Annotated in this window: 12 protein-coding genes; 4 read left to right on the forward strand and 8 right to left on the reverse strand. The window is 66.5% G+C overall.

The features are described 5' to 3' along the window. Positions 1 to 246 precede the first annotated feature (246 nt). The 3 genes from BRADO_RS12525 (at position 247) to BRADO_RS12535 (ending at position 3120) form a co-directional block, all read left to right on the forward strand. Entirely contained in the window at positions 247 to 816 is a 570-nt protein-coding gene (locus tag BRADO_RS12525) for a sigma-70 family RNA polymerase sigma factor (protein WP_011925694.1), read from the forward strand. After that, the gene (locus tag BRADO_RS12530; RefSeq protein ID WP_011925695.1) at positions 813 to 1766 is read left to right on the forward strand and encodes a hypothetical protein; all 954 of its coding nucleotides are present in this window, start codon (positions 813 to 815) and stop codon (positions 1764 to 1766) included. Before BRADO_RS12525 ends, BRADO_RS12530 begins: the two co-directional genes overlap by 4 nt. Positions 1767 to 2376: 610 nt before the next feature. Next, on the forward strand, positions 2377 to 3120 hold the full coding sequence (locus BRADO_RS12535) for a TIGR03809 family protein (RefSeq protein WP_041756435.1): 744 nt from the start codon (positions 2377 to 2379) through the stop codon (positions 3118 to 3120). A gap of 135 nt (positions 3121 to 3255) precedes the next feature. On the opposite strand, the gene BRADO_RS12540 is transcribed toward BRADO_RS12535, so the two are convergent. Continuing rightward, positions 3256 to 4629 carry a TIGR03808 family TAT-translocated repetitive protein gene (locus BRADO_RS12540; RefSeq protein ID WP_011925698.1) on the reverse strand — a complete coding sequence of 458 codons (1374 nt, stop codon included), beginning with the start codon at positions 4627 to 4629 and terminating at the stop codon, positions 3256 to 3258. Positions 4630 to 4880: 251 nt separating this feature from the next. On the opposite strand from BRADO_RS12540, the gene BRADO_RS12545 reads away from it, so the two are divergent. Continuing rightward, entirely contained in the window at positions 4881 to 5168 is a 288-nt protein-coding gene (locus tag BRADO_RS12545; protein WP_011925699.1) for a GlsB/YeaQ/YmgE family stress response membrane protein, read from the forward strand. 40 nt (positions 5169 to 5208) lie between these two features. On the opposite strand, the gene BRADO_RS12550 is transcribed toward BRADO_RS12545, so the two are convergent. The 7 genes from BRADO_RS12550 to BRADO_RS12580 form a co-directional block, all read right to left on the reverse strand. Further along, complete coding sequence (locus BRADO_RS12550) at positions 5209 to 5880, reverse strand: pyroglutamyl-peptidase I (protein ID WP_011925700.1); 672 nt, start codon at positions 5878 to 5880, stop codon at positions 5209 to 5211. Continuing rightward, positions 5877 to 6866, reverse strand: coding sequence for a methylmalonyl Co-A mutase-associated GTPase MeaB (meaB, locus tag BRADO_RS12555; RefSeq protein ID WP_011925701.1), 990 nt, complete (start codon positions 6864 to 6866; stop codon positions 5877 to 5879). Before meaB ends, BRADO_RS12550 begins: the two co-directional genes overlap by 4 nt. A 188-nt stretch (positions 6867 to 7054) precedes the next feature. Further along, a complete protein-coding gene (locus BRADO_RS12560; protein ID WP_011925702.1) occupies positions 7055 to 7819 on the reverse strand; it encodes an RsiV family protein in 765 nt (254 codons plus the stop codon). Between the two features lie 117 nt (positions 7820 to 7936). Next, positions 7937 to 10093 (reverse strand): methylmalonyl-CoA mutase, encoded by a 2157-nt coding sequence (scpA, locus tag BRADO_RS12565; protein ID WP_011925703.1) that lies wholly within the window; start codon positions 10091 to 10093, stop codon positions 7937 to 7939. After that, complete coding sequence (locus BRADO_RS12570; RefSeq protein ID WP_085972870.1) at positions 10090 to 10272, reverse strand: hypothetical protein; 183 nt, start codon at positions 10270 to 10272, stop codon at positions 10090 to 10092. Before BRADO_RS12570 ends, scpA begins: the two co-directional genes overlap by 4 nt. A 19-nt stretch (positions 10273 to 10291) precedes the next feature. Then, positions 10292 to 10756 carry a GFA family protein gene (locus tag BRADO_RS12575; protein ID WP_011925705.1) on the reverse strand — a complete coding sequence of 155 codons (465 nt, stop codon included), beginning with the start codon at positions 10754 to 10756 and terminating at the stop codon, positions 10292 to 10294. Positions 10757 to 10758: 2 nt separating this feature from the next. Next, entirely contained in the window at positions 10759 to 12618 is a 1860-nt protein-coding gene (locus BRADO_RS12580) for a methylmalonyl-CoA mutase subunit beta (protein WP_011925706.1), read from the reverse strand. Positions 12619 to 12715: the final 97 nt, after the last annotated feature.

Raw genomic sequence — 12715 nt, forward strand, 5'->3', positions numbered from 1 at the left:
GGCCGCGCGTCGTGACAAGGCATTCCACGGCTTCTTTGACGGCTCGATCGGGCAATGCGTGGGGCGGGGACGTAACATGGTAGGCGGGAACCCGCCGGGCGCGATCGCCTCGGTGCGGGCGTCGAAATTCGTACGTCTGTGCGCCAGCTCACATCCGGGGACGTATCTTTCCGGTATTTTGAGGAATTTTGCGGTTGAATTCGAACCGCAATCTCATTCCTCCAGACCAATCTCGCGAGACGGCCATTGAGCGTGACAGCAGCGGCGTCAGATGAAACCCTGATTGCCCGGATCGCTCAAGGCGACCGGCTCGCCATGCAGGTGCTGTATGGACGGCACCATGTCAGGGTGTACCGTTTCGGGCTGCGGCTCGTACGGGACGAACAGGTCGCGGAAGATCTCATCAGCGAGGTCTTTCTCGACGTGTGGCGTCAGGCCGGCAAGTTTGAGGGCCGCTCTGCCGTCTCAACCTGGCTCCTGGCCATTACGCGGTTCAAGGCCCTTTCGGCACTTCGGCGCCGCAAGGACGTTGAACTGGAGGACGACGCCGCGAACGCGATCGAGGACACGTCCGACGATCCGGAAGTGGCGGCGCAGAAGAAGAATACCGGAGAAGCCTTGCGCAAGTGCCTGACTGCGCTTTCGCCTGATCACCGGGAGATCGTCGATCTCGTCTACTACCATGAGAAGTCCGTGGAGGAGGTGGCCGAGATCGTCGGAATTCCGGAAAACACCGTCAAGACGCGCCTGTTCTATGCGCGCAAGAAATTGGCCGAACTCCTGAAGGCGGCCGGCATTGAAAGAGGCTGGCCATGATGGCTTTGAGCAGGAAAATGCTGGAGCAAGAGCCCGGTGACATCGAACTGCTGCTGCCGTGGTACGCTGCCGGCACGCTGAGCGCGCGCGACATGCGCCGTGTCGAGGAGGCGCTGGGCCAGGATGCCGATCTCGCCCGGCAATATGCCGAGATCCAGAAGGAATATGCCGAGACCATCGCGCTGAACGAGAGTCTCGGCGCGCCGTCGATGCGCGCGATGCAGAAGCTGTTCGCCGCGATCGAGGCCGAGCCGGAGCAGGCGCCGAAGGCGCTGCCCGGTGCCGGCGCGCGCATCATGGCGTTCTTCGAGAGCCTGTCGCCACGCACGCTGGCCTGGACCGTGAGCCTCGGCGCGCTGCTGGTGGTGGCGCAGGCGGGTGTGATCGGCAGCGTACTGCTGCGCTCGCAGGCGACGTACCAGACCGCGTCGATGGCCGAGGACAAGGCCGCCCAAGACAAGGCCGCCCAAGACAAGGCCGTGCAAGACAAGGCTGCTCAAGACAGGGTCGCCGAATACAAGGCCGCGCCGCCCGCTCCGGCGGCGGACCCGAAAGCCGCCGGCCCGAGGTTGGCCCCGCCACCCCCAAGCCCCGCGCCACCGGTCGCCGCCGTGGCGCCTGCGCCGGCCGAGCCGCGCGCAACGGACAGCATGAGGCGGTCGCGCGTGGCCGAGGCGCCGGCTCCGGCGGCGCCGCTGATCCGCGGCCTCGGGCCGCAGCCGGCCGCGGTTGCGCCCGTCTACGCGCTGGTGCGGTTCGTGCCGGACGCGCGGATGGCGGATATCACCGCGCTGCTGGACAGCTATCAGGCCTTGATCGTCGACGGCGCCAAGGGCGGGGTCTTCAAGCTGCAGCTTGGCAGTCAGCCGCTGTCGAAGGCCGACGCCGATGGCCTGATCGGCCGCCTGTCGCGCGAGAAGATCGTCAGCATCGCGGTGGCCGCTCAGTAATCCGCGTCGTCCAGGACGTCACTCGAGGCGTCGTGCGGTGATGGAGCGCGCGATCGCCGCCGGCCGGCAGGCGCGGCGACGGCGATGTAGGTCCCGCGGTTCGACTCCGGCAGCAGCTGATCCTTCGTGTCGGTCGCGCCGGCGCAGCACCAGCCTGTCAACGTTTTCGTGAACGTTCCAAAAATCCGTCCGTCACGTTGAACGTGTGCCCTGGCGGTTACGACAGAAGGTATGTGGGAGCGGTGATCCCCTCCCCATAGCTATATCAGGCGCGAGCGCCCATCCACCCCAAGCGCCCATATGGCTCGAGCCGTCCGGTTGTCCCCCCGGACGGCTCTTTCATTTCGGGCGAAGCGATGAAGCGAAGCCCCGCTAGCCGTCAACCGGCGTCACATCTTCTGGTTGCCCGATGAGATGAGTGGTCGCGCGGGCGTTGTCGCCGCGCCGGCAGGGCTCGTAGAAGCACGGATAAATCTTCCGGTGGACTACGGTTTTGCCGTCGGCGAAGATGGCGATAGCTAGACTTTGTTAACCTTTTCCACAAAATATTCACGTCACGTTGCGTTGATTCGTGCCGAGTGCGTCCGTCCCCTTTCTTGCGGGCTCCCCTATGACACATCGACTGGACGTGGCTTGCAGCCGCGAACTGGCTGCGCGTTGGCGCGCGCTCGCCGAACGGCGCCTCGATCACCTCACCGAGCTGTTCGATAGCGGCCGCTGGCGGCGTTATTACACCGAGCAATCCTTCCTCGACGACCTTCGTCACGCCAAGGCCGCGGTTGAGACCTGGACATCGCTGGCTGCCGCCAAGGTTGAGCTCGCCAAGGTCGATCCTATCAAGGTCGACCCGGTCATGGTCGACCCTGTCAAGCTCGAGCCCATCAAGATCGTGCCGGCCAGCGTTGTGTCGGCCAAGACAGCGGTCGCGGCTCCGATAATGGTCGCGGCTCCGCCAGTGGAGCCGGAGAGACTTCCCGAGCCGATCAGGCTCTACGCCCTCGATGAGCGCAGCTTCGAGCACCGGCCGATCGAGCTGCCGCGCTCGCTCGATACCATCCTTGCGAGATCCGAAATCATCGTCGAGCCCGAGATCGCGCTGGCCGAGCCGGACATGGAGCCCGACGTCGTCATCGAGCCCAACGATGTCGTCGAGACCGACTACGCCTTCGAGTACGACGAGGTCGCTGAGCACGACGTCGCGCCGGAGCTGACAGACGCTCCCTTGCACATCGACATGTCGGCGCTCGAGCAGGCCTTGAGCATCGGCATCGAAGGCGACGTGGAGTATGACGAGCCGGTGGTCGACCTCGACGCCATCGAGCGCCGCTATCCGGCGCTGGCTGTCGCTTATTAGTCCAGCTGTCTCACGACCACCGACATTCGGGCTCAATCGCCAACGCGCAGCCGCTTCGCGGCTTCGGATCGACGATTGCCCCCGAATGACCGCGCGAACCTCGCTCAGGCGGGGGGCCGCAGCAGGGCGCGTCAGTCATCGCCTGACGGCGTTGCCGGCCATGGTCAGCTGCGCAAAGCGTTGCGCACCGTCCTGCGTGAGGTCTGACGTCACCGGCTTGATGTGATCGAGCCCGATCACCGCGCCGCGCGGGGTGCCGGAGATCAAGTTGTTGCTGACGAGCGCAGTGCCCGCACCCTGAACCACGGACACGCCGATGCCGGCGAGCGCGTTGCGTACCACGTTGCCGGAGATGACGACGTCGCGGAGGTAGCGGCCCCAGCCGGCGACGATGCCATAGGACGGGGCGTTCTCCACCACGTTGCCCGTCACGGAGGAATCCGCCTCGACATAGATGCCGATGCCGGCATCGTCGTCCGGCGCGGTACCGATCGGCCGCTTGGGGATCAGGTTGCGGATGATGTTGCCCTGGACCACGGCAATGCGACCGCCTTCGTTGAAGTTGCAGACGGAGACGCCGAACGCGGCGCCGTCGACCGTGTTGCCGCTGATGACGGCGCCTTCGAACGCAAACTCCGAATACAGCGCGACCTCGCGCACATCGGTGACGCTGTTGCCGACGATCTGGATGTTTGAGGCCGAGTTGCCGCGAACGGCCGAGTAGTCGCAGTTCCTGATGCGATTGCCTCTCACGATGACATTGCCGGCGCGGAAGGCGTTGATGGCATTGCCGTACTGGCCGGAGCCGCCGGGGCCGGCCTTGATGTCCTCGATGTGATTGTCGAGCACCATGGTGCCGTCGTCGCCGATCGCGGTCCGCAGGATCTCGATGCCGTTGTCGCGCGTGCCCTTGATGGTGTTGCGCGACACGATCAGGCCGAGCGCGTCGAACGACACGATGGCAGTGACCGCGATGTCGATGATGACGTTGCCGCTGACGTCGCCGGACACCTGCTCGAGCCAGATGCCGCTGCCGCCGGAGCGGGTGATCTCGCAATCGATGATCCTGACATCGTTGCCGGCGGCCACGTGCAGCAGTCCGCGGCGCTGGGGCAGGGCGATGCCGCCGCCATCGAGCGAGACGGCGGTGACATCAGCACCGTCGGCGCCTTCGGCCGAGAGCAGCGAGGGCGCGCCGCCGGTGAACACGAGCCTGGTGGCGCCGCGGACGCCGATCAGCTTGCTGCCTTTGGACAGCCGCAGCATGGAGCTCCGGTAAACGCCGGGCGGCAGCGCCAGCGGCGCCTGCGCCCGCGTTGCCTCATCGATCGCCCGCTGCAGGGCGCGGGTCTGATCGTCGGGGCTGTTCGGCTTGACGCCGTACTGCGTGGCGTCGCGGCCGAGCGTGGAGATCAAGGGAGCGCCCTCTGCGGCAACAGTCGGCAAAGCAAGGGCTCCGGCGGCCCCGGCAGCCGATCCAGCGAGAATGCGGCGGCGATTGACGTCCATGGTCAGCGTCTCTGGCAAAAGATGACGTGCTGACACGACTTAAGCCGAAAGCCTCAATCCTGATGCTGAGGATGAGCGCTGCCGCGGGAGATTGTTGCCGGAAGGGTTAAAGCTTCACATCGATGGCCGCGCCCGTGACGTGACCCTCGTTTGCGGGGCTGCGCCAGCGAGCCGGCATTGGACGCCCTCCTGACCGGAACCAATCGGGCGCGCCGAGCTTGTTCCGGCGACGGATCGAGGAGGAGTGACTGATGCATTTATCCAATGAGAGCCTGCTGGTGATTCTGTTCGTGGGCATTGTCGCCGGCTGGCTGGCGGGCCGCGTCATGGAAGGTGGCGGCTTCGGGCTCATCGGCGATCTGATCGTCGGCCTGCTCGGCGCGTTCGTCGGCAACTGGCTGCTGCCACGGCTCGGCATTCACCTGGGTGTCGGGCTGGTCGCCGCGATCATCAACGCCTTCATCGGCGCGGTGGTCCTGTTGCTGATCCTGCGCCTGATCGGCGGCGGATTTGGCCGCCGACGCCGCTGGAGCGCTTGACGTCAGCCGCTGATGGCGAGCCTGACCATTTGGGCCGCCATCAGCTCGATCGATCTCGGCTGGTGCGACTGGTTTCCTGTCGCGCCAGCCTTATCAGCTCGATCAGCATCGCCTCGCCGGCGTCCACCAGCGCGTCCAGTGTCATGCGCGAACTGCCGTGCGGCAGCACGGTCCCCGCCCGGGGGAGTGGAGGGATGTGGATGAAGGCGGCGAGCCGCGGGCCGTTCGCGTCCCGCGTCGCCTCGATGGCTCGCCAGCTTAGATAGTTGCAGAGATAGCTGCCTGCGTCGCGGGACGGCCTCGCGTCGATGCCGGTGGCGCGCGCTGCGCGCAGCAGCCGCGCCATGTGCGGGCCGAAGACCAGGGGATGAGCGCCCGGCACGATGACACCCTTGCTGGCGACGCGACGGTCGGCATCGGGGAAGGTGGTGGTAATAGCGTTGCGGGCGCGGGTCTCGATGCGGAGATAGGAGGTTCGTCCGGCGAGTCCGAACATCAGCAGCGCATGCGGGCGGCGCTCGGCGATCAGCGCAGGCAGCTCGCGATCGACGGTCGCGTAGGTGACATGGAAGATGTGGCTGCTGACGTCGGCATCGTCGAGCGCGGGCCGCCGCAGCTCGGCCAGACGCTTTACCAGCGGCATGGTCGGGTTGATTGGTGCGCCGGGGAACGGGCCGAAGCCGGTGATCAGAATGCGGACGCGCCCGCTCAATTCAGCATCTCCGCAAGCTGCTCGGCGGCCAGCGCCGGCGCGACGCGCCCTTCGGCGACGTCGGTTTCGAGCTTCTTCACCTTGCTGCGAATGGAGGGATCGGTACGCAGCCGCGCCATCAGGCGTTGCTCCAGCATCGTCCACATCCACTTTACCTGCTGGTGGCGGCGGCGCGCCGCGAATTCGCCGGAGGCGATCATCGCCTTGCGATGGTCGAGCACCTTCTGCCACAGCTCGGCAATGCCCGTCCCCGCCATCGCCGAATAGGTCACGACCGGCGGATGCCAGTGCTCGGAGCGTGGCGAGAGCAGATGCAGCGCGCCGCGATAGTCGGCAGCGGTGATGTTGGCGCGCTTGACGTTGTCGCCGTCGGCCTTGTTGATCGCGATCATGTCGGCGAGCTCGACCAGGCCCTTCTTGATGCCCTGCAGCTCGTCGCCCCCGCCCGGCAGCATCAAGGCGAGGAAGAAGTCGGTCATGTCGCAGACCGCGGTCTCGGACTGGCCGATGCCGACGGTCTCGACCAGCACGACGTCGAAGCCCGCGGCCTCGCACAACAGCATCGCCTCGCGGGTCTTGGCGGCGACGCCGCCGAGCGTGCCGGAGGACGGCGAGGGGCGGATGAAGGCGTGCTCGTGATGCGACAGCCGCGCCATCCGCGTCTTGTCGCCGAGGATGGAACCGCCTGTGCGCGCCGAGGACGGATCGACCGCGAGCACGGCGACCTTCTGGCCCTGCTCGATCAGATACATGCCGAGCGCGTCGATCGTGGTCGACTTGCCGACGCCGGGCGAGCCGGTGATGCCGACGCGGATCGCGTTGCCGGTCCGCGGCAGCAGCGCCTGCACCAGCTCGCGCGCGGCCGCCTGGTGATCTGCGCGGCGGCTCTCGACCAGGGTGATCGCGCGCGCCAGCGCGGCGCGGCTGCCGGCGCGGATGTCGTCGGTCAATGAGGTGACGTTCACCGAAGGTGCGGGGGAGGACATGCCTCCCTTATAGCCGAAGAGCGTTCGTCATCTCCACTGCTGTCATGCTCCGCGAAGGCGGAGCATCCAGTACTCCGCGGCAGCAGTAGATCGAGCCGACGTGTCACGGCGTACTGGATCGTCCGCCTTCGCGGACGATGACAGCTGTTGCCTATACAATCAACATGCCAGGATTTGAAAACGGTCGGCTAGTTGTCCTCGGCGTCACCTTTCGGCCGAGCGCCGCCAAAGATCGCCTGGCCTTCTGCGCTGAGATACGGCTTCAGCGTCTCCCAGGGCACGAAGGCGACGTACTGGCCCTCGGCATAGGGACCGACGGCGTAGGGCGGGTAGTGGAAGGTGAGACCGGAGCTCTTGCCGGCCTCTGTCGAGGGAGCGAGCGTCACGGCGCCGATCTTCAAGAGCTTCGGCTCCAATCCCTTGAACCATTCGGCTGTCGCGGTCTCCGTCGCGTCGCGCTTCTTCTTCTGGGCCTTCAGCGAGGTGATCACCGCCGCGAGCATGGCTTTCATCGCCGGGCCGTTGTCGGCGGTCTCGGTGAAGAACGGACGGATGCTGATCGGTTTGGCGGCGGACTTGTCCCAGAGGATGGTGTTGACGTCGCTGTTAGGATGCGCGCCGCGCGTGTCCATGTAGTCGTCCCTAAGGATGCTGATGTAGCGATCGGCGACGACGGAGCGGACGGAGTATTTGCGCTCGAACCGCCAGTTGCCATCGCGGAACAGCTTCGGGTCTTTCTTGAACTCATTGAAGGCATCGGCGTCAATCTTATCCATCCCCTTTTGGCCGTCCGCGAGGCAATAGCCGGCGAGCGGCGGATCGGCCTTGATCTGCGCATCGAGGGTGACCGAGGCCGAGAACAACTGGCCCATTCTCACGATGTCCGGCTCGGAGGTGGGAGACACGCCAAACAGGCCCAGAACGGCAGCAATGCAAATCGAGAAACGGGTCATGGCAATGAATATCCGGTGGCTGAGGATGCGCATCGCCCGAGATGGCGCGGGTTCAAACCAACCGGCCCGCGATCTCGTGACCGAGCGCCGTCAAATGATGCGTAAATGGCTGGCGCGCTACTCCGCCGCCTCGCTGTGGCCCAGCCGCGCATTGAGCTTGTGGATCAGCTCCTCGGCGGCATCCGCGATGACGGTGCCCGGCGGGAAGATCGCCTCGGCGCCGGATTTGTACAGCGCATCGTAATCCTGCGGCGGCACCACGCCGCCGACAATGATCATGATGTCCTCGCGGCCCTGCTTCTTGAGCGCGGCCTTGAGCTCCGGCACGGCGGTGAGATGCGCGGCTGCGAGCGACGAGACGCCGAGAATGTGCACGTCGTTCTCGACCGCTTGGCGCGCGGCCTCGTCGGCGGTGGCGAACAGCGGCCCGATGTCGACGTCGAAGCCGATGTCGGCGAAGGCTGACGCGATCACCTTCTGGCCGCGGTCGTGACCGTCCTGGCCGATCTTGGCGACGAGGATGCGCGGCCTTCGGCCTTCCGCTTCCTCGAACGACTCGATCAAGGTCTGCAGCTTCTCGGCTTTGCCGGACATGGCGGCGATCTCCCGCTTGTAGACGCCGGTGATGGACTTGATCTCGGCGCGATGGCGGCCGAACACCTTCTCCAGCGCATCGGAGATCTCGCCGACGGTCGCCTTCGCGCGCGCGGCCTCGATCGCCAGCGCCAGCAGGTTGCCGTTGCCGTCGCCGGCCGAGCGCGTCAGCGCCGCGAGCGCCGCATCGACCTCGGCCTGCTTGCGCTCGGATTTCAACCTGGAGAGCTTGTCGATCTGCAGCCGGCGCACGGTGGAATTGTCGACCTTCAGCACGTCGAGCGGCGGCTCGTCGGTCGGCTTGTACTTGTTGACGCCGATCACCGACTGGCGGCCGGTGTCGATGCGCGCCTGCGTCTTGGCCGAGGCCTCCTCGATGCGCAGCTTCGGCACGCCGGCCTCGATCGCCTTGGCCATTCCGCCGAGTTCCTCGATCTCCTGGATGTGGCCCCAGGCCTTGGCGGCGAGATCGCGGGTGAGGCGCTCGACGTAATACGAGCCGCCCCAGGGATCGATGATGCGGGTGGTGCCGCTTTCCTGCTGCAGGAACAATTGCGTGTTGCGGGCGATGCGCGCGGAGAAGTCGGTCGGCAGCGCCAGCGCCTCGTCGAGCGCATTGGTGTGCAGCGACTGCGTGTGGCCTTGGGTCGCCGCCATGGCCTCGACCGCAGTACGCACCACGTTGTTGTAGACGTCCTGTGCCGTCAGCGACCAGCCCGAGGTCTGGCTGTGCGTGCGCAGGGACAGCGAGCGCGGATCTTTCGGATTGAACGGCTTCAGGAGCTTGGCCCACAGCAGCCGCGCGGCGCGCAGCTTGGCGACCTCCATGAAGAAGTTCATGCCGATCGCCCAGAAGAACGACAGCCTCGGCGCGAAGCGGTCGACGTCGAGACCCGCCGCGATGCCGGCGCGCAAGTACTCGACGCCGTCGGCGAGCGTATAGGCGAGCTCGAGGTCCTGCGTCGCGCCGGCCTCCTGCATGTGATAGCCGGAGATCGAGATGGAATTGAACTTCGGCATCCGCTGCGAGGTGAAGGCGAAGATGTCCGAGATGATCCGCATCGAGGGCGCAGGCGGATAGATGTAGGTATTGCGCACCATGAACTCCTTCAGAATGTCGTTCTGAATGGTGCCCGACAGCTTCTCCGGCGGCACGCCTTGCTCTTCCGCCGCGACGACGAACAAAGCGAGGATCGGCAGCACCGCGCCGTTCATGGTCATCGACACGCTCATCTGGTCGAGCGGGATGCCGGCGAACAAGGTGCGCATGTCGTAGATCGAGTCGATCGCGACGCCGGCCATGCCGACGTCGCCGCCGACGCGCGGATGATCGGAATCATAGCCGCGGTGGGTGGCGAGATCGAACGCGACCGAGAGACCCTTCTGGCCCGCGGCGAGGTTGCGCCGGTAGAACGCGTTGGAATCCTCGGCCGTGGAGAAGCCGGCATATTGCCGGACCGTCCAGGGCTGGTTGACATACATGGTCGGGTAGGGGCCGCGCAGATACGGCGCTGTGCCCGGCCATGTCTCCAGGAAATCGATGCCGGCGAGATCGGCCTCGCCATAAGCCGGCTTCACCGGGATGCCCTCCGGCGTCAGCCACGGCTCTGCGGCGCCGGCGGGCGCGGGGGCGGCGGTGGGTTCGAACGCGATGTCAGCGAAATTCGGAATGCGGGTCATTTCCGGGCTTCCTCAAACTGGCGGCTGCGCTCGATCAGGTGCCGCACGTTGCTCTGATAGGTCGGGTCGTTCATGCGATCCTCTGCCGCGACGTCTGTCCCCAGCAACAACAGGCGAGCGAATAGCCTGCCGTCGAGCAACTCGATCAGTGCTTCAAGGATCTTGAGCACGACTGTCACGCTCCCTCTTGCTCCCGCCTCAATCATGGTCCGGATGCTGATGGCTGACGATGCGCGCCATCTTCTCCGGTCCGTAATTCTGCTGCGTCGTCTGGCTCGGCAGGTTGGCGATCGCGACCACCCAGCCGAGCCGGGATTCCGAGCCGAACTGCCGCGTCGGCACGACGCGATCGGGCCGGTCGAAGGTCCCGGTCATGATCTCGATCCGCGGCCCGTCGATGGCGCCGAAGCCGAGCGGCGTGCCGCAAGCGGCGCAGAAATAGCGGTTTGCGATCGAGGAGGAGCGGAACGTTCCCGGCGTACCGCGGGTCCAGGCAAAGCTGTCATGATTGATGTCGGCGAGCGACGCGAACGGTGAGCCCGTCGCCTTCTGGCACATCCGGCAATGGCAGATGCTCACGCGCGTCGGCGCCGCCATCAGCGCATAGCGGATCGTGCCGCATTGGCAGCCGCCGGTGAGGACGGGTTTGCTGGCCTCGGTCATGCTCACTCCAGATGCGTATAGGCGTCTTCGAGCGTTGCCAGCGCGTCACCGCCTGCGAATACGAAGCTGCCGATCCCGGCCTCGCGCAAGGCTTCTTCCTGCTCGCCGCCGCGGCCTGCCAGATAGATATGTCGCGCGCCGGCCGCTTGCAGGGCCTTGGCTGCGGGAACCGCGGCATCGGCGTAGACCTTGTCGGATGAGCAGAGGCAGGCGATCGCCGCTCCCGAGGCGCGGTACGCCGCCGCGAGCGCGGCTGGGTCGGAGCCGCCCTCGCCATCGACCGCGGCGATGCCGCCGGCCTCGAAGAAGCTGCGGGCAAAGGTCGCGCGCGCGGTGTAGTCGGCGGCGGAGCCGAGATTGGCGAGGAACACGTGCGGCCGTCCGCCCTTGCTCTTCAGCAGGGCGTCCGAGCGGTCGCGCAACTTCTCGAACGCGTCTGCAAGACGGATCGGGGCGAGCGGCGCGAAGCTGAGCGCAGCTTTGACCGGAGGCGGCGAGGGCAGCGGCGCGACCGCCTCAACGCTCACATCAGCCTCGTTCAAGTTCGGAAACTCGCTGGCGCCGGTCAGCACGTCGCGGCGTCTGGCGATGTTGACGTCGCGCGCCTGCTTCACGGCGGCGACCTTGCTCTGGATCAGGCCGGCCTGCAGCGCGGCGACGATCCCGCCGGCCTTCTCGATCTCCTGGAACAGCGCCCAGGCGGTGGTGCTCAACTCGCTCGTCAGCGCCTCGATGCCGCCGGCGCCGGCCGCGGGATCGGCGACGCGGGCGAGATTGCTCTCCTCAAGCAGCACCAGCTGCGTGTTGCGCGCGACGCGGCGAGCAAACGCATCGGGCAGTCCGAGCGCTGCGGTGTGCGGCAGCACGGTGATCGCATTGGCGCCGCCGAGGCCCGCGGCGAGCGTCGCGATGGTGGCGCGCAGCATGTTCACATAGGGATCGCGCCGGGTGAGCATGCGCCACGCCGTCTCGCCGGAGACGACGAGCGGCTTCGGTTGCAGGCCGCAGGCCTCTTCGATGCGCGCCCAAAGCCGGCGCAGGCTACGGAATTTCGCCAGCGTCAGGAACTGATCAGTATCGGCCGCGAGCCGCGCGAAGATCAGGCCACGCGCGGTCTCCAACGCGATGCCGCCCGCTTCGAGCGCCCGCAGATAGGCGACGCCGGAGGCCAGCACGAAGGCGAGCTCCTGCGCCTCCGAACCACCGGCGTCGTGCACCACGCGGCCATCCGCGGCCAGGAAGGGACCCTGGAAGCCGGCGCCGTGCAATTGCTTCACCAAGTCGACGGCGCTGCCGGCAAGCGCGCCCGCATCATGGGCGCTCGCGCCGCTACTGGCTGCATCGCCGATCGGATCGAGGCCGAAGCGGATGTCGCAAGCGCCCGGCTTGAACCCGCGCTGCTTGACGTAGTCCGCGAGCAGTGCGGCGGCAGATGCGTCAGTTGCCTGCAATTCGATGGCAATCGCAGCGTCGAGATGCACGCCATCCAGCGCGCGGGCCAGCGCGTCCGCGGTGGCGGCGAGGCCGAAGCCATGCGCGGCGTTGGCGCCGGCGAATACCAGCGTCAGCCCGGTCGCGCCGTTTTCGAGGTCGAGCAGCGCCTGCGCATTGGCCTTGCCGGCATCGCGATGGTCGACGCGCTGCATGATCTGCCACGCCGCCGCCGGCGCGCGGCCGGCGACCGGCGCGGCGCCCTGGGCGCGCGAATAGATCGGCTGGATCTTCAGGCCGTCATAGGTCTTGCCGACCAGCTTCTCGAACGCCGCGCCCTTCAACACGCCGTCGACCAGCTTGCGCCAGTCCGCCTCGCTAGCCGGCGCGAAATCGGCGGCCAATCGCAGCTGTTCGGTGTCGGTGGTCATGCGGCCCGTATCTCCCGGAAGCGTCTGTTATGGCGATTATTGTGGCGCAAAATGCCACGTCGCGACCGCCAAGCCAAACGGTTGTTTCGCCGGAGAT

Source organism: Bradyrhizobium sp. ORS 278, assembly GCF_000026145.1.
GTDB lineage: Bacteria > Pseudomonadota > Alphaproteobacteria > Rhizobiales > Xanthobacteraceae > Bradyrhizobium.

What these genes read in the sequence shown, in the direction of transcription:
- BRADO_RS12575 (WP_011925705.1), bottom strand. Translation starts at nt 10,756, where the DNA reads ATGACCGAGGCCAGCAAACCCGTCCTCACCGGCGGCTGCCAATGCGGC.
- BRADO_RS12560 (WP_011925702.1), bottom strand. Translation starts at nt 7,819, where the DNA reads ATGACCCGTTTCTCGATTTGCATTGCTGCCGTTCTGGGCCTGTTTGGC.
- BRADO_RS12540 (WP_011925698.1), bottom strand. Translation starts at nt 4,629, where the DNA reads ATGGACGTCAATCGCCGCCGCATTCTCGCTGGATCGGCTGCCGGGGCC.
- scpA (WP_011925703.1), bottom strand. Translation starts at nt 10,093, where the DNA reads ATGACCCGCATTCCGAATTTCGCTGACATCGCGTTCGAACCCACCGCC.
- BRADO_RS12545 (WP_011925699.1), top strand. Translation starts at nt 4,881, where the DNA reads ATGCATTTATCCAATGAGAGCCTGCTGGTGATTCTGTTCGTGGGCATT.
- meaB (WP_011925701.1), bottom strand. Translation starts at nt 6,866, where the DNA reads ATGTCCTCCCCCGCACCTTCGGTGAACGTCACCTCATTGACCGACGAC.
- BRADO_RS12580 (WP_011925706.1), bottom strand. Translation starts at nt 12,618, where the DNA reads ATGACCACCGACACCGAACAGCTGCGATTGGCCGCCGATTTCGCGCCG.
- BRADO_RS12530 (WP_011925695.1), top strand. Translation starts at nt 813, where the DNA reads ATGATGGCTTTGAGCAGGAAAATGCTGGAGCAAGAGCCCGGTGACATC.
- BRADO_RS12535 (WP_041756435.1), top strand. Translation starts at nt 2,377, where the DNA reads ATGACACATCGACTGGACGTGGCTTGCAGCCGCGAACTGGCTGCGCGT.